General features: G+C 56.1%; 20 protein-coding genes and 6 pseudogenes. 10 read left to right on the top strand and 16 right to left on the bottom strand.

From position 1 onward, the window contains the following. Nucleotides 1-50 precede the first annotated feature (50 nt). The 5 genes from KTE_RS00230 (at nucleotide 51) to KTE_RS00210 (ending at nucleotide 5,341) form a co-directional block, all read left to right on the top strand. Entirely contained in the window at nucleotides 51-1,340 is a 1,290-nt protein-coding gene (locus KTE_RS00230) for a sensor histidine kinase (RefSeq protein WP_201377142.1), read from the top strand. Between the two features lie 2 nt (nucleotides 1,341-1,342). Next, a complete protein-coding gene (locus tag KTE_RS00225) occupies nucleotides 1,343-2,026 on the top strand; it encodes a response regulator transcription factor (RefSeq protein ID WP_201377141.1) in 684 nt (227 codons plus the stop codon). 942 nt (nucleotides 2,027-2,968) lie between these two features. Beyond that, nucleotides 2,969-3,598, top strand: coding sequence for a hypothetical protein (locus KTE_RS00220; RefSeq protein ID WP_201377139.1), 630 nt, complete (start codon nucleotides 2,969-2,971; stop codon nucleotides 3,596-3,598). Between the two features lie 14 nt (nucleotides 3,599-3,612). Beyond that, the gene (locus KTE_RS00215) at nucleotides 3,613-3,963 is read left to right on the top strand and encodes a hypothetical protein (RefSeq protein ID WP_201377138.1); all 351 of its coding nucleotides are present in this window, start codon (nucleotides 3,613-3,615) and stop codon (nucleotides 3,961-3,963) included. A 94-nt stretch (nucleotides 3,964-4,057) separates the two neighbouring features. Next, nucleotides 4,058-5,341 carry an ISKra4 family transposase gene (locus KTE_RS00210; protein WP_201377136.1) on the top strand — a complete coding sequence of 428 codons (1,284 nt, stop codon included), beginning with the start codon at nucleotides 4,058-4,060 and terminating at the stop codon, nucleotides 5,339-5,341. A gap of 162 nt (nucleotides 5,342-5,503) precedes the next feature. Here KTE_RS00210 and KTE_RS00205 read toward each other — a convergent pair whose 3' ends face one another. Then, a complete protein-coding gene (locus tag KTE_RS00205) occupies nucleotides 5,504-5,944 on the bottom strand; it encodes a VOC family protein (RefSeq protein WP_236600201.1) in 441 nt (146 codons plus the stop codon). Nucleotides 5,945-6,332: 388 nt separating this feature from the next. On the opposite strand from KTE_RS00205, the pseudogene KTE_RS00200 reads away from it, so the two are divergent. Together KTE_RS00200 and KTE_RS00195 are read left to right on the top strand one after the other, a co-directional pair. Further along, nucleotides 6,333-7,079: pseudogene (locus KTE_RS00200) on the top strand (SDR family NAD(P)-dependent oxidoreductase). 104 nt (nucleotides 7,080-7,183) lie between these two features. Beyond that, a pseudogene (locus KTE_RS00195) lies at nucleotides 7,184-7,330 on the top strand (ABC transporter substrate-binding protein); the annotation flags it as partial. Between the two features lie 188 nt (nucleotides 7,331-7,518). Here the strand turns inward: KTE_RS00195 and KTE_RS00190 are convergent. From KTE_RS00190 to KTE_RS00155, 10 genes and pseudogenes are all read right to left on the bottom strand, one after another. Then, the gene (locus tag KTE_RS00190) at nucleotides 7,519-10,452 is read right to left on the bottom strand and encodes a PAS domain S-box protein (RefSeq protein WP_201386898.1); all 2,934 of its coding nucleotides are present in this window, start codon (nucleotides 10,450-10,452) and stop codon (nucleotides 7,519-7,521) included. Nucleotides 10,453-10,707: 255 nt separating this feature from the next. Then, the gene (locus tag KTE_RS00185) at nucleotides 10,708-10,866 is read right to left on the bottom strand and encodes a hypothetical protein (protein WP_201377133.1); all 159 of its coding nucleotides are present in this window, start codon (nucleotides 10,864-10,866) and stop codon (nucleotides 10,708-10,710) included. Nucleotides 10,867-11,136: 270 nt separating this feature from the next. Continuing rightward, the gene (locus KTE_RS00180; RefSeq protein WP_201377132.1) at nucleotides 11,137-11,379 is read right to left on the bottom strand and encodes a DUF417 family protein; all 243 of its coding nucleotides are present in this window, start codon (nucleotides 11,377-11,379) and stop codon (nucleotides 11,137-11,139) included. 61 nt (nucleotides 11,380-11,440) lie between these two features. Beyond that, nucleotides 11,441-11,836 (bottom strand): response regulator, encoded by a 396-nt coding sequence (locus KTE_RS00175; RefSeq protein ID WP_201377130.1) that lies wholly within the window; start codon nucleotides 11,834-11,836, stop codon nucleotides 11,441-11,443. A 9-nt stretch (nucleotides 11,837-11,845) separates the two neighbouring features. Continuing rightward, nucleotides 11,846-14,419: a PAS domain-containing sensor histidine kinase gene (locus tag KTE_RS00170; protein WP_201386897.1), complete on the bottom strand. Its 2,574-nt coding sequence runs from the start codon at nucleotides 14,417-14,419 to the stop codon at nucleotides 11,846-11,848. Nucleotides 14,420-14,619: 200 nt separating this feature from the next. Continuing rightward, nucleotides 14,620-15,033 carry a TetR family transcriptional regulator C-terminal domain-containing protein gene (locus KTE_RS00165; protein ID WP_201377128.1) on the bottom strand — a complete coding sequence of 138 codons (414 nt, stop codon included), beginning with the start codon at nucleotides 15,031-15,033 and terminating at the stop codon, nucleotides 14,620-14,622. Nucleotides 15,034-15,214: 181 nt separating this feature from the next. Beyond that, a complete protein-coding gene (locus KTE_RS00160) occupies nucleotides 15,215-15,820 on the bottom strand; it encodes an NADP-dependent oxidoreductase (protein WP_255552956.1) in 606 nt (201 codons plus the stop codon). Between the two features lie 6 nt (nucleotides 15,821-15,826). Continuing rightward, a pseudogene (locus KTE_RS49365) lies at nucleotides 15,827-15,979 on the bottom strand (alcohol dehydrogenase catalytic domain-containing protein); the annotation flags it as partial. A gap of 30 nt (nucleotides 15,980-16,009) precedes the next feature. Next, complete coding sequence (locus KTE_RS47160) at nucleotides 16,010-16,357, bottom strand: hypothetical protein (RefSeq protein ID WP_236600199.1); 348 nt, start codon at nucleotides 16,355-16,357, stop codon at nucleotides 16,010-16,012. A gap of 292 nt (nucleotides 16,358-16,649) precedes the next feature. Next, the gene (locus KTE_RS00155) at nucleotides 16,650-17,078 is read right to left on the bottom strand and encodes a response regulator transcription factor (RefSeq protein ID WP_236600198.1); all 429 of its coding nucleotides are present in this window, start codon (nucleotides 17,076-17,078) and stop codon (nucleotides 16,650-16,652) included. Here KTE_RS00155 and KTE_RS47155 point away from each other — a divergent pair. Next, a pseudogene (locus KTE_RS47155) lies at nucleotides 17,054-17,203 on the top strand (IS6 family transposase); the annotation flags it as partial. The gene KTE_RS00155 and the pseudogene KTE_RS47155 sit on opposite strands and share 25 nt — an antisense overlap. A gap of 184 nt (nucleotides 17,204-17,387) precedes the next feature. Next, a complete protein-coding gene (locus KTE_RS00150; protein WP_201377127.1) occupies nucleotides 17,388-17,579 on the top strand; it encodes a hypothetical protein in 192 nt (63 codons plus the stop codon). A gap of 382 nt (nucleotides 17,580-17,961) precedes the next feature. Here KTE_RS00150 and KTE_RS00145 read toward each other — a convergent pair whose 3' ends face one another. The 5 genes and pseudogenes from KTE_RS00145 to KTE_RS47145 form a co-directional block, all read right to left on the bottom strand. Continuing rightward, nucleotides 17,962-19,170, bottom strand: coding sequence for a cell wall metabolism sensor histidine kinase WalK (locus KTE_RS00145; protein ID WP_201377126.1), 1,209 nt, complete (start codon nucleotides 19,168-19,170; stop codon nucleotides 17,962-17,964). A gap of 290 nt (nucleotides 19,171-19,460) precedes the next feature. After that, a pseudogene (locus tag KTE_RS00140) lies at nucleotides 19,461-20,054 on the bottom strand (PAS domain-containing protein); the annotation flags it as partial. A gap of 313 nt (nucleotides 20,055-20,367) precedes the next feature. Then, the gene (locus tag KTE_RS00135; RefSeq protein WP_201377125.1) at nucleotides 20,368-20,760 is read right to left on the bottom strand and encodes a response regulator; all 393 of its coding nucleotides are present in this window, start codon (nucleotides 20,758-20,760) and stop codon (nucleotides 20,368-20,370) included. 9 nt (nucleotides 20,761-20,769) lie between these two features. Next, a pseudogene (locus tag KTE_RS00130) lies at nucleotides 20,770-22,803 on the bottom strand (PAS domain-containing protein). Nucleotides 22,804-22,984: 181 nt separating this feature from the next. Then, a complete protein-coding gene (locus tag KTE_RS47145) occupies nucleotides 22,985-23,197 on the bottom strand; it encodes a response regulator transcription factor (RefSeq protein ID WP_236600195.1) in 213 nt (70 codons plus the stop codon). A gap of 78 nt (nucleotides 23,198-23,275) precedes the next feature. On the opposite strand from KTE_RS47145, the gene KTE_RS49360 reads away from it, so the two are divergent. Further along, nucleotides 23,276-23,413, top strand: coding sequence for a hypothetical protein (locus tag KTE_RS49360; protein ID WP_374226792.1), 138 nt, complete (start codon nucleotides 23,276-23,278; stop codon nucleotides 23,411-23,413). The last annotated feature ends 29 nt before the right edge of the window (nucleotides 23,414-23,442 follow it).

The raw sequence follows: 23,442 nt of genomic DNA, 5'->3' as shown, positions 1-23,442 counted from the left end.
ATAATGACATCCACAGCACAGAATAAGCAGTCAGTATTGAGGTTGGAATCATGAACGATAATCGTTACTTTCGTTCACTGCGCCGGCTCCTCCTGGTGTGGGTGGGTCTTGTCGCGCTCTGGGGCCTCTGGGGTGTCACTACGAACCGTAGTGCCTTTGGAGTAGGTATATGGCTCGATGCTTGCACCAAGCCTATGCTGCAGAAAGTGAACATTAATCCTCTCTCCGGGGTAATCTTTTTCGCTCTGCTTAGCCTGCACGGAGCTCTGCTCTGGCAGGGCCTCTCTGGTCGGATTGCGCGCCGTCATTACTGGTTCTATTTCGTGCTACAGGGCTGCCTGGTGCTGGTTGCTAGCCTACTTGTCCAACAGGTGAATGTGGCCATGAACCTCTATCTCGCACTGACGCTGGCAGCCATCAGCATGTTTCGCCAGGTGCGCTCAGCTGTCATCATCGCCGGAGGCTACTTGCTCCTCCTTATTTTCTGTACAATGCTCAATCTCTCGTTATGGGACCTTGTGAAATTGTCCCCTTTCGCTAATCGTTGGAATATTGCGTTGCTCAATCTCTGGAATACCTCTGATTATCTGGCGCTGCTCTTCTTCGTTATTGGTTATTTGATGCTCTACACCCATCAACTGCGCACACATGCGCAGCTTGCCTACGCGCATGCGTGCCTGGGTGAGTCAGCGGCGCACATTGAGGAGCTAACGCGTGTCACTGAGCGCCAGCGCCTTGCTCGCGAGCTTCACGATACGCTAGCGCAGGGTCTGGCAGGCATCAGGATGCAGATCCAGGTTGCCAGTTCGCATCTGGATCTACAGCATTACACACGGGCACAGCAGATTATGCAGCAGGCTATGACCTCCTCGCATGAGATGCTCAACGCCGCGCGCCGGGCCATTGACGATTTGCGGGTAACCTTTACCTCGCCAGAGAAGTTTCATGCGGTGGTACGCGAAGAAATACGCCGTTTTATAGAGACGACCGGGGTTATGTGCACAGTAAGCGGGCTTGATCTGTTGATGGAGCTTCCCGTTGCATTACATGAGCATGTCCTGCGTATGCTTGGCGAGGCACTGAGCAATATTGTGCGCCATGCCCAGGCACAGCATGTCTGGCTCAATGTAGAGGTGGGAGACGATATACTCATGATTACTGTGCGCGATGATGGTGCTGGCTTTGATCCGGTTGCGGTGAGGGCCCAATCGGGCCATTATGGCCTGCAGGGACTGATCGAGCGCGCATGCCTGGTTGGAGGTGATCTGGAAGTGACCAGTTCGCCCAGTCAGGGGACGACGCTGCACTTTACTATTCCACTCATCTTGGATGAGGAGTGAGTATGGAACAGACTGAGGAAAAACCGATTCGTGTGGTCATTGCCGATGATCACCCCGTTGTGCGTATGGGCGTGCGCTTGATGCTCGAAATGGGTGAGGGCATCGAACTGGCCGGAGAAGCCATTGATGGCGCTGCGGCCATCGAACTGGTCGAAGCGCTGCAGCCGGACGTGATTCTGATGGATCTGCGTATGCCGGGCATTGATGGGCTGGAGGCGATCAAACGCATCCGCTCCGCCTGGCCACAGGTGGGTGTGCTTATTCTGACGACCTATAACGAGGATGATTTGATGATTCGTGGCCTGCGAGCGGGCGCACAGGGCTACCTGCTCAAGGATGCGGATATGCACATGGTGCTGCATGCGGTGCGCGTAGTGGCACGCGGGGAGATGCTGGTGCAGCCGGAGATCATGGCACGTATCCTCTCGCACGCCGAACGTGGCCTCTCTCCATCTTCACCCCCCCTACGGCGCCAGCGCCATTCCACCCTGACTGCTCGCGAGCGTGAGGTACTGGCTGCCGTTGCACGTGGAGAGCGCAGTAAAGAGATTGCAGCGCGTTTTGGCATTACGGAGCGAACCGTGGGTGCGTGCCTGACCTCTGTCTACTCAAAACTCGGAGTTGATTCGCGTGCTGCGGCGGTCGCCGTCGCTCTCGAACGTGGCCTGCTCCCGCGCCAGGAATAGCCCACGCCAAAACAACGGCAAAACACACAACACAACGGGCTACAAACAAAAAATCAGATCCAGCCTGTTGATGAGCTTCCAAACTGTAACGATAGGTAGGGCCTCTCGGCCTTTCCCCCGTTCCAAACGGAGCAGGCGAGTTTCCCCGCACTCCGCTTTCCGTACTCGTTCCTGTGATCCGTTTTGGACCCTTTCCATGCAAGGCCGAAGCCCTGTCTTACTGGTAGACCACGCTCAAGTGGTTTCCCACCGACGTTTTGGTATCTAAAGATCTACTTGGATCGGTAACTTTCCTGGCGGGCCTTCGTCATGTCCAGTCCATTACAAACTGGCATTTGGCTACTATGCCGCCTCCGCGTTCTGTCCCGCGTGCTGGCATTCTCGCACCCCTTTCGGGTCAAGCGGTTTCAGAAGTCCCCAATTCCGTTCAGAAGTGTTCTAGCAACCCGTAGCTGCCTCCTATACGCCGGATGTTTTGTGGCCTACTCTCTTGTACACCAAGTTCGTATCCACGTTGGGATAATCTCCCATCTGAATTTACAGCAGATGAGACCAACATCATCGCCTTTTGGCTGAAGTGTCTCAACCGATTTCACTTCTTTTCCATAACGACGCTTCCAACAGAGGTTCCTCGCGTCAGCATAGGTCGCAGGGTTAGCCCGACTTCTCCGGTCGGTTCCAGATCATCGATACATTGTCAGCGGGCTTCACACCTCCAAGAGTGCCGCTCTTGGACGCATGCCGCTTCACCCTTCCATCGCTATCCAAATGGAGTCCTCATGGACAACACTTCCGCTCGTTAGAGGGCGCACGTAAATTTTGAAATTCTACGGGCAAAATCTGTAGAAGGGGGTTTTTGCATATCCCCCCGAAACGGTGTACACCGTTTCGGGGGGATATGCAAAAACCCCCACGTTGCGCCGCTGGTGTGTGTTGACCAACGTGTACTATCATGACAAGCCGCTCGCAGGCGAGGCGCTCGAAGTGTTTTTACGCGAGTCCAGTGATCGCAGACTGGCGCAATTCATCGAGTGGGGAGAGTCAAACTACTTCTCTAGCAAATGCCGGCGACGGCGTATCGCGCAGATTGCTGATGCGATCACGGATGGATGGGAATTGTTGTACCGAGGCGATCCTGATCGCGTGCTTACCTCTATCGACGAGCAAGGATACGTTGTTTTTCCAGATGGAGCGCGCACTTGGCTCGACCTGGACAGCATCAATCAGTTCTGGTCGTTTCTGGTGGTGGAGCAAGGCCAGAAGCATGTTGGGGGGAATGCGGTTGTTTCAGCGCTCCAGCAGTACCTTTGCGATCATCCAGGCCAGTCAATCCCGCTCCAGCGAAACGCGTCGACAGTGGAAGTTGTGCTGATCGACGATGATGCGCTCGCTATAACTGCCAGCTCGCGTCCTTTCCGCTTAAGCGATGAAGATCTGGAGAGGATGCATGCCTGGATTGCGAACAATCGTCACGACCTGGTTGACCAGGGGGTGTGGCAAGTTTTTTTGCGCGAGGCAGCGTCCAGGAGAAAGCTCCATGTTACAATAGAGCCATCGGCAAGATTCCAGTGAGAGGAGGAGCACCAATGGACGAACACGCCTGGCACGCAAAGAGTATCGAGATCCTGACGGACATCAAGGCGTGGCGACAAGCTCATCCCACCGCCACCTTTGTGGAAATCGAAGATCAAGTCCATACGCGCCTGATGGAATTGGAAGCACACGTCTTGCAAGATGCGGCTGCGGCGAGCAAGCATCAAGCATGGGGCCAATCAACGGACACGCTTGCTCCATTGTGCCCCACCTGCGCGATTCCTCTGCAGGCACGAGGCAAGCGAGAGCGAACCTTGCACGGCAATGGAGGTCAGAGCGTGACCTTGAGCCGCACCTACGGCACCTGCCCCAGGTGTGGATGCGGTCTTTTTCCCCCTCGATGAGGAACTCGCACTGCTGCCAGGCCACTTGGCACCTCGACAACAAGAGCATCTGACCCACTTAGCGTGCTTCATGCCCTTCGAGAAAGCCGCTCAGATGCTTGAAACGCTCCTGGGGGTGCGAACCACCAAGGAGACAGCCCGCTCTCTGACCGAGCGCATGGGAGCCTGCATGGAAGCAGCACACATGGCCGAAGGTGACACTCCCTCCCCTCCGACTACCGATCAGCCTGCTCCACAACGGTATGTCCTGAGTGCTGATGGGGCCATGATTTCTCTGGTCAACAAGCAGTGGGCCGAAGTGCGTACCCTAGCCATTGGAGAGCCTCACGTGGGGCCGGGTGCTGATGGTGAACCGGAGATCCATGTGGGCCACCTCTCGTATGTGTCTCGTCTCTGCGATGCCTTCACCTTTCTCCAACACGTCGCGGGAGAGATCCAACGGCGCAAGGTTCTGGAGGCGAGGGACGTGTGTAGCATCACCGACGGAGCCGAGTGGTGTCAACGCTTGACGGCGAGCTATCGACCTGACGCCTTGCGCATCTTGGATTTTCCGCATGCGGCAGAACACCTGAGCCAATTGCTCGAAGCCTTGGAACATGCTGGCTTGCGTTTTCCTGATCGCATGCTCTCGCGCTGTTTGCATGTGCTCAAGCACCGAGGCCCTCGTGCGTTACTGCGCATGTCAGGCCACTTGGAGAACGATCTCACGCAGCAGAAGGGGATCGGGGAACATCTGGACTACTTGCGCAAGCGCGAGGCATTGATGCAGTATCCCGTCTTTCGCACACAGGGCTGGCCCATCGGCTCAGGCATGGTGGAAAGTGCCAACAAACTGGTCGTGCAAGCACGTCTCAAAGGCTCGGGCATGCATTGGGAACGAGGAAATGTCAATCCCCTGCTGACTTTACGCATGGCCGTCTGCAATGACCGCTGGCAGGAGATGTGGCAAAAGGCTATCCGTCAGCAACGTATGGGGGACGTACGCCAACGGAGTGCCCTTGATGAGCCTGAGGTCCAAGCTTCCCATCAGGGGACCTCTTCTCCTTCGGTTCCCGCCCTTCCTCTCGTTGCGACATCGAGGCCTCGCGCGCTTCCTTCTGAGCCCCCGTCACACGCCGAGGCTGCCACTCCTCCTCCTCTCACACCCCTTCCACCGGTCGATCCCATCCTCCCACCTCCTTCTCCTCGTCCTCTCGCGCATCCACAGGTGCCTGTTGTCCCTCAACAGTCAGATACCTGCCCTTGTGGGATGCCTCTGATCCGCTTCAAGGGACACCGCACCAAGGAGTACTGTTCTCATCGATGTCGCCAACGGGCGTACTGTCAACGGCAAGCGATGAAGCACTGGGGACAATGGAGATTGATCGTGTCCTCCTGATCAGGAGAGGCTCTGCGCAAAAAAACTTGCTGCACCCCAGATAAGTTCGCCGAAACGGGGAGATATGCGTCATGAGTAGAAATTGGCGAATTTATGGGTCAACCCCTTTTACGCCCATGTCCTCGGCTGGTCCAGCAGCGATCCACGTGAAACCGCGGCGACTCAGCCGAGTTCTTGGGCCAGCCCGATGAGAAGTCCTTCAGGTCCGCGGATGTAGCAGAGCCGATATGCGTCTTGGTACTGGACCACTTCGCTGCTGACAAGCTCTGCGCCGTGCTTGCGGAGCCGGACGAGCGTATCGTCGATGTCGTCCACGGCAAACATGACGCGTAGGTAGCCCAGAGCGTTCACTGGGGCGTTCCGGTGATCAGCGGCCACAGGAGGCGTGATAAATCGCGAGAGCTCAAGCCGGCTGTGGCCGTCTGGCGTGCGCATCATGGCGATCTCAACGCGCTGGTCGCCCAGTCCAGTGACGCGCCCTGCCCACTCGCCTTCTACCATGGCTCGCCCTTCGAGCTCGAGGCCGAGCTCAGCGAAAAAAGAGATAGCAGCATCGAGGGATTCCACCACGATGCCGATGTTGTCCATTCGTTTAAGTGCCATGTGTCCATTCTATAATGTGTCGTCCGTTCTGTCAACGAACGCAGACCAGGACGCTCGTCGCTGGTCCAGCGTCACGCTCTCGCTCTCGCCAGCGTTTCATGGTGAAACACTGGCGACGAACTGAGACGACGTATCGACGCATCGCCGGCGATGATCACCCCCGCGACCAGCTCTCCCTTATGAAACCTCACCAATGATCTGGGATCTTGCTCACTCTCGCTAATCGTGCCCTTGGTTTAAACGCAGATAGTCATTCGTGCCATCAGCACTCTGATTGCGTGTGCTGTTACAACCAAACTGACGTATCCTACTTGGCCCTGTTTGAAGCGAAGTGGTGCCCAGCGAAACCAAGAGGGCGATCAGCGAGAGTGAGTAAGAATCAGTTTTTATGATCTTTCTGACAGTGGCATTGGTGACAGGGGCCAGCAGCGGAATCGGTGCGGCCACCGCGCGCCTTCTGGCCGCGCGAGGGATGCGAGTGGTGGTCAACTACCTCCGCAGCGGCACGGCAGCCGAGGAAGTCGTGGCCGGCATCAAGGCCGCAGGCGGCCAGGCCATGGCCATGCAGGCCGACGTGCGCGAGGCAGCGAAGGTCGTGTGCATGATCGAGCAGGTCCAGGCGGCATAGGGCGGCATCGAGGTGCTCGTGCATAACGCGCTCACCCCGTATGTGGTCAAGCCGTTCCAGGACATGACGTGGGAAGAGCTGGGCGGCAAGCTCGACGACGAGATGCGTGCGGCGTTCGCGGTCACCAAAGCCGTCCTGCCCGCCATGACCGAACAGGGTTGGGGACGCATCATCTATCTCGGTACCGTCCTCAGCCATCGGCCCCGTGAGGGTATGATCGCACTGGGTACGGCCAAGGCCGCATTGACGCAGTTCGCCCGGTACCTCGCCCAGGAACTGGGCCCGCGGGGCATCACCGTCAACGTCGTCGAGCCCGGCCATGTGGAGGACACCAGCCATGCGGGTCTATTCGGCGAGGCACACAAGCAGCAGCTGGTGGCCGCTATCCCCCTGGGCCGTCTGGCATACCCGGGCGACGTTGCCCAGGTGGTTGCCTTCTATGCCAGCGAGGACAACTCCTTCATGACCGGCACCACAGCTGCGGTCAACGGCAGGACGCACATGTAGTAACGTCCCGCTGTCCTCCGCACACGGGGCCATACCGTCACCACAGCAGCCGGGCCCGCGGCACGCGCGGGAGCATGGCGGTGACACAAGAAAGGAAAAACGTTATGGACACGATTGATCTCGCCTACGTCGGACGGGGCCTGCACGAGGAGCTGGTCGCCTACATCGCCGACCAGCAGGACTACTACGCCGATGAGGGCGTCCACGTCGCGCTGCGCGATGGCATCCCCTGGAACAAGGAGCGGCTGCGACCCAGGGGATGCCATCGGTCAGTCGGGACAGCAGTGTCCCGCCGAGCCCGATGACGGCTCGTGACGAGCGAAGGTGTCCGCAGGAAATAGGTCCGTGATGGCGGCGCGCATCCGTGCGCATCCGTGTCGACACGGCTTCTGCCGCCATCATCGTCTCACATGATGTGCATGTGGAGGTCGTTCCCGGGTCAGCCATCCCTCTTCTTGGGCAGGGTCACCTGGAAGGTGGAGCCTTTGCCGACTTCGCTCTCCACCATCAGGGTTCCCCCATGATGCCTGACGATCTCCGCCACAATGTGTAACCCCATGCCCAGACCGGGAATCGCCTTCTGCTTGGGATCTGTGACCCGATAGAATCGGTCAAAAATCTTGTCGTGCAGCTCGCGCGGGATGCCCAGCCCATGATCCTGCACCTGGACCACGACCGCATCTTTGGAGGTCGAGAGTTTCATCTCAACCGCCTCTGCGCCGGGAGAATACTTGATGGCATTGCTGAGCAGGTTGGTGAAGACCTGTCCGAGCCGGTCTCGGTCCCCCAGCAGGCTGACCTCTGCTGTACCATGTACCAGAATGGTATGGCTCGGGTTGGTTTGCTGCATGGTGTCGACGATCTCCCGCAGCAAGGCATCGAGATCCACCGATTCCTGCCGGTACTCCAGCCTCCCTGCCTGGATCTTGGAGACATCGAGCAAGTCTTCTACCAGTCGGGTGATTTTGTTGATCTGGGTTTGCATGCTCGAGAGAGCTGGAGCCTGGAGGCCTTGCTTGACCAGTTGCCGGTGCAGCAAGGAGGTCTGCATTTTCAAGGCCGTGAGTGGGTTCCTCAGTTCATGGCCGGCCATGCTGATAAAGTCATCTTTGCGTTGTTCGAGTTCCTTGCGGGCCGAGTTATCCAGCACAAAGCCTATCGCTTGGAGTGGGTGATGCTGTAAGACGACGCGACCCACGACCACCGGAAGGCGACTGCTGTCTTTACACACGTACTCTTTCTCATAGGGCGTCATTGACTGTTGGGTGGCAAGTTCCTGCTGGGCTTGCTGAGTACGAGCTAGATATTCTGGAGGCGTCATGTGCATCCAGTTCATGCGCCCTTCATGCAGATCTTCGCGGGTATAGCCGGTCATGCGCAGAAAGGTGTCGTTCGCGTCTACAATCTGTTCACCTTCGATGATATGAATCCCGATAATGCTGGAGTTCATCAGGATGCTCGCTTGTTCCTGACTCTGGCGTAAAGCTTCCTCGACGCGCTTCTGGTCATCAATATCAGTGCCAGTGCCGAACCACTTGATGATCTGACCCGCTTCATCGCGCACTGGGAGCGCACGGGTTAAATACCAGCGGTACTCTCCAGTCCGTCCATCCTTAAGACGATATTCGTTCTCGTAGATTTCCCCTATTCTGAGTAATTGGTGCCGGATCGCCAGTGTCCGCTCAATGTCCTCTGGATGCACGAACTGACGCCATATATCGTCTCCTTCGAGGGTAAGATTGGCCTGCGTTACGTCGCGATAACGCTGATTCGTGTAGTCTAGACGGCCGTCGGGCCACATGGTCCACACCAGTTGCGGCACCATTTCGGCGAGCGTGCGAAAGTTCTGCTCACTGGTTTTGAGCTGTTGCTCAGCCTGTTTCTGCTCCTCTATGTCAGTGCAGGTGCCAAACCATTTGAGGATCTGACCGGTTGCATCGCGCACCGGCAGCGCGCGGGCTAAAAACCAGCGATACTCTCCAGTTCGCCCATCTCTGATACGACATTCGTTCTCAAAGAGTTCACCGGTGGCAAGGGATTGCTGCCGAAGCGCAAGCGTGTGCTCGGCATCTTCGGGATGCAGGAATTGACGCCATCCATAGTCCCGTATCTGCTCGAAATCGGCCTGCGTCAGGTCACAGTAGCGCTGATTACAGTAGTCAACACGGCCATCGGGCTGCGTTGTCCACACCAGTTGCGGCAGTGTTTCAGCCAGCACTCGCCAGTTCTGCTCACTGGCTTTGATTCTCTGTTCAGCCTGTTTCTGCTCGTCAATGTCGGTAGCAGTCCCAAACCATTTCAGGATCGTCCCCTGATCATCCCTGTATGGCGCTCCTCTAACAAGGAACCAGCGATACTCCCCGGTCGTGCCATGGCGCAGGCGCTGTTCCGCTTCATAGGGCCTGCCAGTCTGGACGGCATACTGCCACCTCTCCAGGACACGTTGTTGGTCATCGGGGTGGATGGCCTGGAGCCAACCATCCCCTTGAGCTTGTTCAGAAGTCATATTGGTAGAGTCACACCAGCGTTGGTTAGAGTATTCACACGAGCCATCGGGGCGCATCATCCAGACGAATTGGGGAATGGTATCGATCAGGACACGGAGTCCTTCTTCGGCTCGTTTGCGCGCGGTGATATCCAGCCCGGTATAGATGAGGTACTCGACCTGTCTGTCAGCATTCAGATGCGGGGTCATCGTCACCGCAAGATCCAGATACCACCCCTCTTGTGGGCGTATCCTGGTCTCAAAGTGCACGATTTCGCTCCGACTGGCTTGTTCAATCGCTGCGCGTAATTGCTGCTGGACAGGTGGAGCATACGACCACCAGGGAGTTTCGGTGAACGGTTTCCCGACCACTTCCTCTCGCCGGAGGTGTGCGTCCTCTAAGGGGCGCTGACTGATGGTCAGGACCATCCCATCAGGGGTCAAGATCACGAGCCGGTCAGAGATCGTCTCCAGGATATCAGCGTAGAGATGTTCGCTGAGGGGAACCATCTCCTGGCGTCGCGTTGATGTTCTCACTTCGTGGAACTGCAAGGTGAGTCCCCCCATGGTCGGAGCGAGCTGCACATGCAGCCTGGTCTGGGTTATGGGAGACCAATACTCCACTTCGGTCGGCTCTTGGGTCTGCCTGGTCTTGAGCACTGCCTGATAGAGTGAGGGGCTCACGAGTTGTGGAGCACTGCGCCAGAAGGGGCTCCCCAGGAATTGCTCTCGTGATGCGCCGAGCATGGTCTGCGCGCTCGCATTGGCATACACAATCGTTGTGGCGTCATCGACGACAAACAACGCATCAGGAAGCGTCTCAAGTGTGCTGAGGAGCGTTTCACGCGATGTGAGCATGCTGGACTCGCTGCTTTGTGGATTGAACATCATACTGTCTCCATCCCTTTCATATGGCCCATGTCTCGGTGAAGAGGTTTTTCGCCTCTGACATCAAGCTATATTGTTGTATGGTGGTTGTCGACCTACCTTCTCTTTGTGGGCAGAATTATCGAGTACAAGGGATCATCGAGCAGGGCCGTGCGAGTTCCTCATGTGCCTGCTCGGTATAGGCTTTGTCTTCTGGAGGGGTCATCTGCATCCAATTGATCTTTCGTTGACAGAGATCTTCCCGGGGATAGCTGGTCATGCGTAAAAAGGCATATTGGCCTCCACAATCACATCGTCTTCGCCAATGGTGATCCCGATACTCGTTGCGTTTATCAGTGTGCGCACCCGTTCCTGGCTCTGGCGCAGGGCCTCTTCAGTCTGTTCGGCCCGCTTTAAACATCGATGTCTGTACATGTGAAATCCAGTGCAGAATCGTCCCCTGCGCATCTTTGTAGGGAATCCTTCGAGCGTGGCGCACACTGCCAAACAGCTTGCCAGGCAGTTCGTGGCAGTTCGTGCTTGTCCCAAGCATGGTGGCGGCTCTTGTATTAACCTACTGGATCATGGCTCTCTGATCTAGAAAGATCGGCGCATCAGGAGGCGTATCCAGCAGAGCAATGAGTTTCAGGTAGAGCGCAGACGAATTGCCCGAGGGTACATCCTCATCTATGAAGCGTTAGGTGGTCAACTGCTCTCATTATTGTGTGCTTGTCTGGCTGCATCCATCGCTATGATGCTCATGGTGGCAGCAGCCAGCACGACATCCTTTAAGAGAAACTCACCATACAGGGTGAGCGCGGGAAATCCGGTCACTGCTGGCGCAATCACAAAAATGGTCAGCGTTCCAGTAAACAAGACCAGGCAAAGCAGGCCGACGTAACGCAGCCATACACCTGCAATGAGGGGAATGGCGGCAACGATCACCATCCCTTACCAGAAAGGGATGATACGATCACCATCTCTTTCTGGTAAAAAACTATTGTTTTTCTCATGCAAGAAGATTTGCGATCAATTGCAGCAGCGTCTCCAGATCAAAGGGTTTTTGCAGTGTTCTGAGATGATCCAGGGCGCCGTTTTCTTGTGGCAAATCGGCACTCATCAGGAGGATGGGTGTTTGCTCACCTCCTTCTCTACGCTGCAACTGGTCGGCGAGTTCCAGCCCATTCATCCCAGGGAGATGATAGTCTAGGAGAAACAAATCAGGCGTGATCGTTTGCAGCATATTCAGCGCCATCTCGCCGCTTGGAGCAAGATGCCCTTGATAGATTGCCTCCTCCTGGAGCGCTTCCAGCAGGAGATTGCCAAGGATGGGATCATCTTCGACAATGAGAATACTCTTGACAACTATAACATCACTACATGCCTGTGGCTGGGACGTATACATGTGCGCTCCTTATGTTCTTCTCAGGGGAAGTGTCACCTGAAAGGTCGACCCTTTTCCCATTTCGCTCTCGACCGTGATGGTTCCCCTATGGTGCTTGACGATCTCCGAGGCAATGTGCAAGCCCATTCCTAAGCCTGGAAAGGCGCGCTGATGTGGAGCAACCGCCCGATAGAAGCGCTCAAAGATTTTCTCGCGCTGCTCTCGTGGAATGCCGATACCCTGATCATGCACGCTGAGCATCACGGCCTCTTCGGATGTCTTGATATCCACCTCTATCGTGTTGGCTCCTGGGGAATATTTGATCGCGTTGCTGATCAGGTTTAGCAACATTTGCTCGAGCCGGTCCTTATCCCCGACCAGAAGAGGGGGGTGCGCGGCACGATGCACGACGATGGTATGGGTCGTCTGCATCTGTTGCATGATCTCAACGACCTCCTGGAGCACGTCGCCCAGATTCACCGTTTCCTGGGCATATTCCAGCGTGCCAGCCTGAATTTTGGAGAGGTCGAGCAACTCTCCGACCAATCGGGTAACCATGTTGAGTTGTGCCTCCATCCGGGAAAGAACGGTATCCGCGTTGTAGATGCCTTGCTTTCCCAGTTGCTTTCGTAATAGTTGCGTTTGCAGCTTCAAGGACGTGAGCGGTGTCTTGAGTTCATGGCTGACCACCCCTAGAAAGTGATCTTTGCGCTGCTCCAGCTCCTTGCGGGCAGAGTTATCCAGCACAAAGCCGATGCCCTGGAGCACCTCCCCATGAAAGGCCACTCCTCCCATTAGCACGTCCAGGCGGCTGCCATCCTTACACACGAGTTCGGCTTCAAAGGGCGTGGTATCTTGCTGCACGACCAGTTCCTGGTGCGCTTGCTGGAACAGCGAGGCCTTCAAGGCTGGCAGGGTGAAATCGCCCCAGTTGATACACCGCTGGCACAGCTCGTCCCGGCTATAGCCCGTCATCCTCAGGAAGGTGTTGTTCCCTTCCACCACCACGTCGCCTTCAGCGAAAAAGATCCCGATCACGCTGGAACTCATGAGATGGTTCACGCGTTCCTGACTCTGGCGCAAGGCGTCCTCGGCTTGTTTCTGCCTCTGGATATCGGTGCAGGTGCCAAACCATTTGAGGATCTGACCGGTTGCATCGCGCACCGGCAGCGCGCGGGCTAAGAACCAGCGATAGCTCCCTGCGTTGCTGTCCTTCAAACGATATTCGATCTCATAGGGGTCACCCGTTTCCAGTGAGCGGTCCCGGACTGCGCGCACGTGGTCATACTCCTCTGGATGCAGGAACTGACGCCAGCCATACCCTCGTAACTGCTCTGGCGTCGCATGGAAATAGTTCGCAAACCGTTGATTCCAGTCTTCCGTCAAGCCGTCCGGTCCTGTGCTCCACACCAACTGCGGCACCGTTTCGGCGAGCACGCGCAAGTGCTCCCGGCTTTCTTTGAGTTGCTGCTCGGCCTGTTTCCGGTCCTCGATGTCGGTGTTGGTGCCAAACCATTTGAGGATCTGGCCTCTTTCATCACGTACCGGCATGGCGCGGGTTAAGAACCAGCGATACTCCCCGGTCGTCCCATGACGCAGGCGCAGTTCCGTTTCATACACCCCACCGGTCTGGACGGCGCGCTGCCATGTCTCTAGGACGCGTTGCCGGTCCTCCGGATGCGTACACTGCATCCATCCCTCCCCCTCCTGGGCCTCTTCGGTGTTCAGGCCGGTATAGTCGCGCCAGCGTTGATTACACGAGTCCTGAGAGCCGTCGGATCGCCCGGTCCAGACCAGCTGGGGGATAGCATCGATGAGGGCATGGATTTCGGCTTCGGCGCGCTTGCGCTCAGTGATGTCGGTCCCGACATAGACGAGGTACTCGACGTGGTGGTCCACGTCCCTGCGGGGAATGATCGTTGCCTCAAGGTGAAGGTCCATCCCTTCCCTGGGGTGAACCACCGTCTCGAAACGCGCGGTTTCTCCCCTGCTGGCTCGCGCGATGGCGGCGCGTAGCTGCTCTTGACTGGGAGGAGAACAGGACCACCACCGGGTTTCGGCGAGCGGTTTGCCAATCACCTCCTCACGTCGGATGTGCGCATCGTCTAACGGGACCTCATTGATCTCCAACACAATCCCCTCGGGGGTCAAGACCCCGATCCTGGTATGCAAGCCATTCAGGTCATCGATGTAGAGACGCTCGCCTTGGGGAACCGTCTCCTGGCGTTGGGCTGCTGTTCTTGCTGCTCTCCCCTGGTGAAACTGCAGCAGAAGCCCCCCAACCGTCGGAGCGAGTTGCACGTGCAGCCAGGTCCCCGTCACGGGAGAACGATACTCCACTTCGCTTGGTACTCGGGTCTGGGTGGTCTTCTGGACGGCCTGGTAGAGCGCGGTGCTCACCAGCTGTGGAGCACCGCGCCAGAAGGGGTTCCCCAGGAATTGCTCTCGTGACGCGCCGAGCATGGTCTGCGCGCTCGCATTGGCATACACAATCGTTGTGGCGTCATCGACGACAAACAACGCATCAGGAAGCGTCTCAAGCGTGCTGAGGAGCGTTTCACGCGATGTGAGCATGCTGGACTCGCTGCTTTGTGGATTGAACATCATGCTGTCTGTCTCCCTTTCACGTATCCCCATCCCTGGTGGCAACGATGTTTTCCCGCTTTGAACCTCAAGAAATATCATGCAATGGAGATGATCCCTCTTCTGTCACATCGGTTGGAACAAGCGATGAAAAAGTGTGTGTATGCAATACGTGCGTTTCCCGGAGAGGCCAGGAGCAATGAGCATCTGCCCCGGGCCTTTCAGGGGCGGCTTTTAGGGCTATCCGTTGCAGCGCGTATGTACAACGGAAAACCGTCTCTCCAAGAAAACACATGGTGAAGGATGGTTCTGTCGCCATGATGGTATCTCCCTTCGATGCTCTCGAGCAGAGCCAGGGCACCGCGTAGAGCCTTGTCCATCTGCTGTGGATCTTGTAACGCTCGTGCCAGGACATATCCTCCTTGCACGATGGCGACGAGCGTTGTCGCCACATCGGTCGTGTCGATGGTCTCGCTGAGCGCTCCCGCACATTGGGCCTGCTCAAGGGCTGCGCTGATTTTCTGTTCGGTAGAGAGAAAGGAGGAGGAGAGAGGATGGCGTAATGCTTCTTGGCTGAGGACCTCTTCCTGAGTCATTCTCCCCAGGCGACAACCGCGGGTAGTGTCAACGTCCATTTTTCTCTTGATGAGCTTTTACCACTGAACCTTCATTTGAGGTCTTTCAGAGGGCTTTCTTCCGAGAAGATTTTGGGCCGGCGCGCACTTCTCTCCAGAATTTCTGGCGATAAACGCAATAATTGTCCTTGCGTTGATAAGACCTCCCCATGGTTTTTTAGGACTTGACCAGAGAGGGTCTTCATCCTGGTACATTGAGCACGATTTTTCCTTGATGGTGCCGCGTCTCCAGTCGCTCATGAGCCTGCCCGGCCATGACGAGGGGAAACACCTGATCAAGGTGAACCGTCAACTGACCATGGTCCACCAGCTTCGTCAGTTCGGCCAATTGTCGTCCATCAGGGCGGAAGTAGAGTACGTGCGTGTCAATATGACGGGTGGGTGTCACCTGCTCAAGGTCGACAATGCTGACGAGCCGTCCCCTCTCGCGTACCACCTGCATACTTCTTGCCGCTGTTTCTCCCCCAACACAGTCCAGGAGCGCATCGATGCCCTCAGGATGAGCTGCGTGGACAGCCTCCGCGAAGTCCGTTTGCGTATAATCAATGAGTTCGCTTGCTCCCAGTTGCTGAAGGTATGGGTGGTGCTCGCTCCTTGCTGTGACCATGACGTGTGCTCCAACGCGCGCAGCCAGTTGGACAGCAAACGTGCCGGTTCCTCCCGCCGCACCGGTAATCAAGAGCGTTTCTCGCGGTTGGATCTTCAGCAGTTCGAAAATCGCCTGGTAAGCGGTCAGCCCGTTGACGGGAAGGGCAGATGCGTGCAGGGCATCGAGCGAGGAGGGCATTGGAGCGACGAGATTCGCAGGGACAGCCACGGCAGAAGCATAATGACCAATGCCGACCTGGTAGGTCGCGCAGATCACGTGGGTTCCCACATCCCATCCCGTGACTGCCTCTCCCACCTTTGCAATGATCCCTGCTGATTCCCAACCAAGCACGAGCGGAAACTGTTGCCCTTCTAATACGACGCTTCCTTACCGCACTTTCACATCCCACATCCCGACGCCGGCTGCCTGGACGCTGATGAGGACCTGCTCTGGACCACAGGGTGGCACAGGCAGATCCACAAGCTTGAGTTGATCAGGGCCGCCAAAGGCGGTAATGGCGATCGCTTGTATGTGTTGCCCTTTGTCTATCACTGTTTTCTCTTCTTTTTGCAATGCAGCGTTCGTGCTCTTGTCTTTTACTGACACCAAGAAGTATACTCTTTTTCGTGTCCAGCCCACGTCACGGATGGCGCGGCTCATAGTCGCCGTACTCACCCGTTGCCCATGCTCTTCTTCCATCGCTTTCCGCACGCTTTTTTCGGTTCGTAACGACATCCGTGGTGTTCCCCTTTCACCTCCCGCATCCCTTATCAAGCACGCTCCTACTTTCTTCAGGAAAAGGAGCATCCAGCGCGTCTCCCCAGCGTTTTTCTCGTAGGTGCCCTCTGACTCTCAAAGTATACAGGAAGCGTAGAGAGGACGTCATGGGTCCAAAGAGCTATTGGAAGGAGAGAGGTGACAAATGGAACCCGGCACCAAAGTGCTAGTGCGCAACTCGATTTCTCTGGTCAGCCTACTCTATTCGAGTTAGATCTGCCTGATAGACCTGCCTCTGGCAAGCACGCCCTCAGTCAAGGGGGGCTGAAGAAAGGAGGCCAAGAGCCCGCGCACGGGCTATCGCCTGGGTGCGATTGGTAACGTCAAGTTTACTGAGGATATTACTGACATGATGCTTCACAGTGCTGGTTGCGACCACCAATACTTCCGCGATGTCCTGGTTCGAGGCCCCACGCGCGAGCAAGCGGAGCACTTCCTGTTCACGCGCGCTTAACGGGTCCAGCAACGGTTGGGGTGGGCTTGGGGATGGCTCGCTTTCCAGATGGGTTGGCTGGGCCACTGGCTTCTGGTTGAATGCACGCACAAGCGTTTCCAGATACGGGTGATCTTCCTCCTGAAGCTCCTGTTCTCTGAGCTGGAAGAGCAATCCAGCGATGGCGGCCCCCCCAGCCACAAAATGACGGATGTACTCTACAAGCTCAACTGTTTCTCTCAGCATTTGGTCCGATCCTGGATCACTTTCGGCCCAAACGGCATCGCCTCACAGCCAGAGATTACCGTGCCCTCATACGGGGTCGCTTCCTGGCATGGAATGAGGTTACCAATGGAAAAGCAGTCGCCTAACACGACACCATCCCCTGCAATTCTCCGCTTCTTTCCTCTCTCTTTTCCCTTCCCTTCAAAAAGCTCTTCCTTTCATTCGTTAAGTTGACAATACCGGTTTCAGGCCACTTGCTGTCTGTGCTCATGTAGAATGAGACTCCCTCCTAAACTGGCGCTCAGGCAGAGAGGAAGAATCCCACTCTACATGAGCAAAAAACATTTTGGCCAGAGATCCTGTTCACCTATCGCGAACACCTGGCAGAACAGTGGCGCGAGCGGGCAGTCGTCCGAGGAGAAGCCGTTGCAGCCTGGAGTCGCTGGCCTGATGGGCACCTTTTTCTTGGCCAGCAAGGGCCTCTGGCTGAGCGCGGCATTCGGGAGATCATTGCCAAACTAGGTCAAGCTGCAAAGCTTCCTTCTCCGCTTGGTCCTCACGATCTGCGTCATACGTTCGCTAAAGCGCTGCTTGATCCTGCTGCTTACGGACTGGATCGCCCCTGCTGCCCCTTCCAGCCATTCAGCAGTTGCTTGGGCATGCAGATATTGCCACCACAACTATCTACACACGGGTGTCTGCTGATGACCTGGCGCGCATGATGGGTACATCTGATGTGCTCTAAGCGAAAACTGTGCCGCACTTATCTACTTTGCGGCTACGAAGCGTTTTCCTTAACGCAGGGCCTTGTGCGGTTCTTAGAGGGCTTGAGGGCGGCAACGCCCTCCGGCTACTCGGCGGGGCAACAGAAAAGGTCCGTCAGGAACCTCGCTGGTGCCCTACTTCATTCTTTGACGATGGGCAATGTAAACCAGAAGGTGGAACCCTTCCCAGGCGCACTTTCCACGCCGACCTCTCCATGGTGCTGGGTGATGAGGGCCTGACAGATAGCGAGGCCCAAACCAAGGCCCTTCCCCGTACTGCTTTGCGCAGGCACTTCCTTGACCTGATGAAAGCGCTGCCAGATGTCCTTTTGGACCTCTTTTGAAATGCCTGGTCCCTGGTCCCGTACCCAGACGCGAGCGACCTCCTCCTGGCAGGTCAATCCAATATCGATCGGTTGACTGGGAGATGAGTATCGGATCGCGTTCGTGATATAGTTGATGATCACTTGGCTCAGGCGTTTGTCATCGGCTAGGACGGTGACCGTTGTGTGCTCTGGCAATGCGAGCCGAAACGCGCGTTCTGGCGCGAACCCCTGCAGATCCTCAACCGTTTCGCGTACCACGGGGACCAAGTCACAGTAGCCCAACGACAGTTCCAGGGTGTTGGTTGTAATGCGTGAGATATCCAGCAAATCACGAATCAACCGGGTTTGGGCATCGATCTGCCGGATGGACGTTGCCAGATCTCTAGTGAGAGCATCGAAAAAAGCGCTCATCTCTGAAGAGAGCGGCTCTAGGGCGGTGGCTACGCGTGTCACACGCCGTTGAATCAATTGGATCGTTCCTTTGAGCGCGGTCAGCGGCGTTTTTAGTTCGTGTGAGACCATACTCAAGAAGAAATCCTTGGCTGCATTGGCCTCGACCAATTCGATGGTACGCTCGGCGACAATCTGCTCAAGCTGGTGGGTATAGTGTTCCAGCGTTTGCTGCTGTTCCGCGATCTGGCGACGCATCTGGTGGGTTTGGATCGCGCGTTGGAGCGACGAGATGAAATAGTCGCGGTTAATGGGCTTCTCAATAAAGTCGTAGGCACCCGCGCGTAAGGCACGAATTGCCAGATCATGATCGCCATAACCAGTAATCAGGATTATCGGCGTATCTGGACAGAGTGCCCGGAATTTCTCAGCCAGAGTAATCCCATCCGTGCCAGCCATCTTGATATCGCTGACTATAGCGTCATATTGGCTCCCTTGAACCTGTTGTAAGGCTCCGAGCGCTGAATTGGAGGTATCTATGTGTATATTTTTTAGATGCAATGCAATTGTTCCTGGCAGTGCTTGGAGATCAACAACATCGTCATCAACAATCAGAACACGCAATTTCTCCATGAAAATGATCCCTTTCTGTAACCGCGCGAGCGTGCGTCTAGGTGGGCGACGAACACATACTACAACAGCGATGGGTCATCCTGGCGAATGGACGGGCCTTTAACCAATGCTTGCTATCTTTTGTTGGTAATTTGGGTGAGGGGTCTGTAAATTTTGAGATTAAATGGCTCATGGTCACTTCCGGGTATTGGTTGACGAAGTCGAAAACAATGCTCGTTTTGTATTTGCGTCTGTTCATTCCGAACGTGAAATTTGACCTCGCCACCAGTACCCGGAAGTGGCCATGAGCCAAGATAGCCGTCCGGCCACCCGGTCCAGACCAGCTGGGGAATGGCATCGATGAGGGCATGGATTTCCGCTTCGGCGCGCTTGCGCGCGGTGATATCGATCCCAACATAGACGAGGTACGCGATGTGGTGATCCGCATCTTTGTGCGGGGTGATCTCGACGTCCTGGTGACGGTCCAGGCCTTCCCTGAACTGAACCAGGGCCTCGAACCGCACGGTTTCTCCCCTGCTAGCTCGCGCGATGGCGGCACACAACTGCTCTTGACTGGTTGGAGAACAGGACCACCACCGGGTTTGGGCGAGCGGGTAACCAATGACCTCCTCGCGTCGGACGCGCGCTTCCGCCAAGGGGACCCCATTGATCTCTAGGACGATCTCCTAGGGGGTCAGCACGCCGATCCTGCTAAACAAGCCATTCAGGCCCTTGATGGAGAGACGCTCGTCCTGGGGAACCGGCGCCTCTTGTCGGGCTGCTGCTCTGTCCTGGTGGACCTGCACCATCAGCCCCCCAATCGTGGGAGCGAGCTGCACGTGCAGCCAGGTTCGGGTCACGGGAGACACATACTCCACTTCGCTTGGCGCCTGGGTCTGTCTGGTCGGTATTGTCAACTTAATTAAAATTGTAGAGCTTATAGAAGAGAAACAGGCCTCAACGTGTGGATTGCGCCCTTTTTCTTGCCTTGGTTGCTCGAGAATTCTGGTTGATCTGGCATCGAAGTGGTGAAAGCTCATCAACGAAAATTTTTAAGTTGACAATACCCTTTCCCTTGCTCTCTTGAAATCGCTGCGGGGCAGCCAGGCATTCATGCTGGTCTGCCCCTCCTTTGCAATCTTCCTGATCATAGGAGTATGGCTTGAGCACCATGGCTGTCAGAGAACGTTTTTCCGCACCAGGGACACGCTTTGCTGCTCAAGCCAGCAGTTCCGCGACGATGAGCAGCAGGGTTTCCAGCTCAAAGGGTTTCTGCAGCGTTCTGAGGGGCTTGTTGCCACTGACTTTCTGCGGCACATTTGCACTCATCAGCAGGATGGGGATATTATCATATTCCTCCTGGTTCTTCAGCCTATCTGCGAGTTCCAGACCGTTCATCCCAGGAAGATGATAATCCAGGAGCACTAACGCGGGAACATCCGTTTGTAGGGTGGTCAGTGCCATCTCCCCACTGAGAACATGGCATGCTCGATAGGCTTCCTCCTCCTGAAGGGCTTCCAGCAGGAGGTCGCCCAGGAGAGGATCATCATCGACGATCAGAATATGTTTGTGGTGCGTCTGTCCACCATCGGGCTGCTGGCTCTTGCCCATCGCTCTTCCTCACTCTCTGCCTTGGGGAACCGCATCCCGCGAGGAGGCAAGGGGGAATGTGAGATGAAAGGTTGAGCCTTTTCCTTTTTCGCTTTCGACCCGAATCGTTCCCCCATGATGCTTGACAATCTCCGAGACAATATACAAACCCATCCCGAGGCCTGGAAAGGCACGCTGCTGGAGCGGGACCGCTCGGTAGAAGCGTTCAAAGATCTTCCCTTGCAGTTCTCGTGGAATCCCAATCCCCTGATCACGCACACTGATGGTGACCGTCGAGACCTCGGTGGTGAGCACCACGTCGATCAGCGGAGCATTTGGAGCATATTTGATCGCATTGCTGAGCACATTCTGGAAGACTCGTGCGAGTCGATCTCGATCTCCAACGACGATAGCGGGTGACGAGGCACGTTGCGCTACAATGGTATGAGTCGTGTGCATACTCTGAATCATGTCAACCACTTCCTCGAGTATCTCGCCTAGATCGACCGTGTCTTGCGCATATTCCAGCGTCCCTGCCTGGATGCGTGAAAGGTCGAGTAACTCGTCGATCAGGCGAGTGACAGCATTCAGCTGTGCTTCCATACGAGCACACACCACCTCCACATTGGGAAGGTCTCGTTTCTCAAGTTTCTTGCGCAAAAGCTGCGTTTGCAGCTTCAAGGAGGCAAGAGGAGTCTTCAGTTCATGGCTGGCCATACTGAGAAAGTCATCCTTGCGCTGCTCCAGTTCCTTGCGCGCCGAGTTATCCAGCACAAAGGCGATCCTTTGGGGTGGGGAATGCGGTAAGACAACCTTGCCCACGAGCACCGGCAGGCGACTGCCATCTTGGCACACGTACTCTTTCTCATAAGGTGTCAGCGATTGCCGGGTGGTAAGTTCCTGCTCGGCCTCTAAGGTGCGAGCCCGACCTTCTGGAGGGGTCATGTGCCACCAACTCATGCGTCCTTCACGCAGGTCTTCGCGAGTATAGCCGGTCATGCGCAGAAAGGTGTCGTTGGCGTTCACAATCTGCTCGCCTTCGCTGATATAGATCCCGGTAATGTTGGAGTTCATCAGGGTGCCCGCGGTCTCCTGGCTCTGGCGTAAGGCTTCCTCCGTCCGTTTCTGTTCATCGATATCGGTGCTGGTGCCAAACCATTTAACGATCTGGCTTGCGTCATCGCGCACCGGCAGCGCACGGACTAAGAACCAGCGGTACCTCCCTGTTTTGCCGTCCTTGAAACGATATTCAATTTCATAGGGGCTCCCCGTTTCGAGTGAGTGCTGTCGAACCGCCAGGGTATACTCCAAATCATCCGGGTGCACAAAGTGCTGCCATCCAGAGCCCAAAACGTCTTCCGGGGAGGCACCAACGTAGTCGAGATAGTGCTGATTACAGTAGGTCGCCGAGTCATCTGGCGTCGTTGTCCACACGAGCTGTGGCACCGTTTCAGCCAACAGCCGCCAGTTCTCCTGGCTTTCTTTGAGTTGCTGCTCGGCTCGTTTCTGCTCCTCGATATCGGTGCAGGTGGCCAACCACTGGACAATCTGCCCTGCTTCATTGAGCAGTGGCACATGCTGTGATAAGAACCAGCGATACTCGCCCGTGCGTCCATCCCTGAGGCGATACTCAAACTCGTAGGGTTCATCCGTTGCCAATGCCTGGCGCTGCAGTTCCAGGACACGCTCTTTATCCTCAGGGTGGAGATTTTGAAGCCAGATCTCTTTCTCAGGGCAGGAGTCCGCGTGGGGCAGCATGGGCTGCTTGTCTTGAACGGGTGGGCAGCCATCGAAAGGCGGATGCTAGCACTCCGTCTGCTCTCCAGCACGTTGGGACAGCAGACGGCGATAGTCGCGCCAACGTTGGTTCGTGTATGCGATAGAGCCATCAGGTCGGATGATCCACACAAATTGGGGGAGCGCATCAATCAACGCACAGTGCTCTTCTTCCATCACTTTCCGCACTCTTTTTTGGGTTCGTAACGACATACTCTGTGCTCCCCTTTCACATACCTCATCCATTATCAAGAAGAACGCCCCTGCTTTCTTCAGGAAAAGAATCATCCAGCGAGCCTCCCCAGCGTTTTTTCTGGCGGGTGCCCTCTGGCTCTAGGAGTATACAGGAAGCGTAGAGAAGACGTCATGGGTCCAAAGAGCTATTGGAAGGAGAGAGGTGACAAATGGAACCCGGCACCAAAGTGCTAGTGCGCAACTCGATTTCTCTGGTCAGCCTACTCTATTCGAGTTAGATCTGCCTGATAGACCTGCCTCTGGCAAGCACGCCCTCAGTCAAGGGGGCTGAAGAAAGGAGGCCAAGAGCCCGCGCACGGGCTATCGCCTGGGTGCGATTGGTAACGTCAAGTTTACTGAGGATATTACTGACATGATGCTTCACAGTGCTGGTTGCGACCACCAATACTTCCGCGATGTCTTGGTTCGAGGCACCACTTACGAGCAAGCGAAGCACTTCCTGCTCACGCGCGCTTAACGGGTCCAGCAACGGTTGGGGTGGGCTTGGGGATGGCTCGCTTTCCAGATGGGTTGGCTGGGCCACTGGCTTCTGGTTGAATGCACGCACAAGCGTTTCCAGATACGGGTGATCTTCCTCCTGAAGCTCCTGTTCTCTGAGCTGGAAGAGCAATCCAGCGATGGCGGCCCCCCAGCCACAAAATGACGGATGTACCCTTCTGGCGCACCCAGATG

The sequence above is a fragment of the Ktedonobacter sp. SOSP1-85 genome (assembly GCF_016587415.1).
In the GTDB taxonomy this organism is placed as follows: domain Bacteria; phylum Chloroflexota; class Ktedonobacteria; order Ktedonobacterales; family Ktedonobacteraceae; genus Ktedonobacter.
The sequence above is the reverse complement of the archived record's forward strand: the minus strand, read 5'-3'. Positions and strand labels throughout refer to the sequence as shown.

Coding starts and splice junctions, on each gene's coding strand:
- KTE_RS00230 (WP_201377142.1), top strand. CDS start 51: ATGAACGATAATCGTTACTTTCGTTCACTGCGCCGGCTCCTCCTGGTG.
- KTE_RS00225 (WP_201377141.1), top strand. CDS start 1,343: ATGGAACAGACTGAGGAAAAACCGATTCGTGTGGTCATTGCCGATGAT.
- KTE_RS00215 (WP_201377138.1), top strand. CDS start 3,613: ATGGACGAACACGCCTGGCACGCAAAGAGTATCGAGATCCTGACGGAC.
- KTE_RS00210 (WP_201377136.1), top strand. CDS start 4,058: ATGCTTGAAACGCTCCTGGGGGTGCGAACCACCAAGGAGACAGCCCGC.
- KTE_RS00205 (WP_236600201.1), bottom strand. CDS start 5,944: ATGGCACTTAAACGAATGGACAACATCGGCATCGTGGTGGAATCCCTC.
- KTE_RS00190 (WP_201386898.1), bottom strand. CDS start 10,452: ATGTTCAATCCACAAAGCAGCGAGTCCAGCATGCTCACATCGCGTGAA.
- KTE_RS00185 (WP_201377133.1), bottom strand. CDS start 10,866: ATGTACAGACATCGATGTTTAAAGCGGGCCGAACAGACTGAAGAGGCC.
- KTE_RS00180 (WP_201377132.1), bottom strand. CDS start 11,379: ATGGTGATCGTTGCCGCCATTCCCCTCATTGCAGGTGTATGGCTGCGT.
- KTE_RS00175 (WP_201377130.1), bottom strand. CDS start 11,836: ATGTATACGTCCCAGCCACAGGCATGTAGTGATGTTATAGTTGTCAAG.
- KTE_RS00170 (WP_201386897.1), bottom strand. CDS start 14,419: ATGTTCAATCCACAAAGCAGCGAGTCCAGCATGCTCACATCGCGTGAA.
- KTE_RS00165 (WP_201377128.1), bottom strand. CDS start 15,033: ATGGACGTTGACACTACCCGCGGTTGTCGCCTGGGGAGAATGACTCAG.
- KTE_RS00160 (WP_255552956.1), bottom strand. CDS start 15,820: ATGCCCTCCTCGCTCGATGCCCTGCACGCATCTGCCCTTCCCGTCAAC.
- KTE_RS47160 (WP_236600199.1), bottom strand. CDS start 16,357: ATGTCGTTACGAACCGAAAAAAGCGTGCGGAAAGCGATGGAAGAAGAG.
- KTE_RS00155 (WP_236600198.1), bottom strand. CDS start 17,078: ATGCTGAGAGAAACAGTTGAGCTTGTAGAGTACATCCGTCATTTTGTG.
- KTE_RS00150 (WP_201377127.1), top strand. CDS start 17,388: ATGAGCAAAAAACATTTTGGCCAGAGATCCTGTTCACCTATCGCGAAC.
- KTE_RS00145 (WP_201377126.1), bottom strand. CDS start 19,170: ATGGAGAAATTGCGTGTTCTGATTGTTGATGACGATGTTGTTGATCTC.
- KTE_RS00135 (WP_201377125.1), bottom strand. CDS start 20,760: ATGGGCAAGAGCCAGCAGCCCGATGGTGGACAGACGCACCACAAACAT.
- KTE_RS49360 (WP_374226792.1), top strand. CDS start 23,276: ATGGGTTGGCTGGGCCACTGGCTTCTGGTTGAATGCACGCACAAGCGT.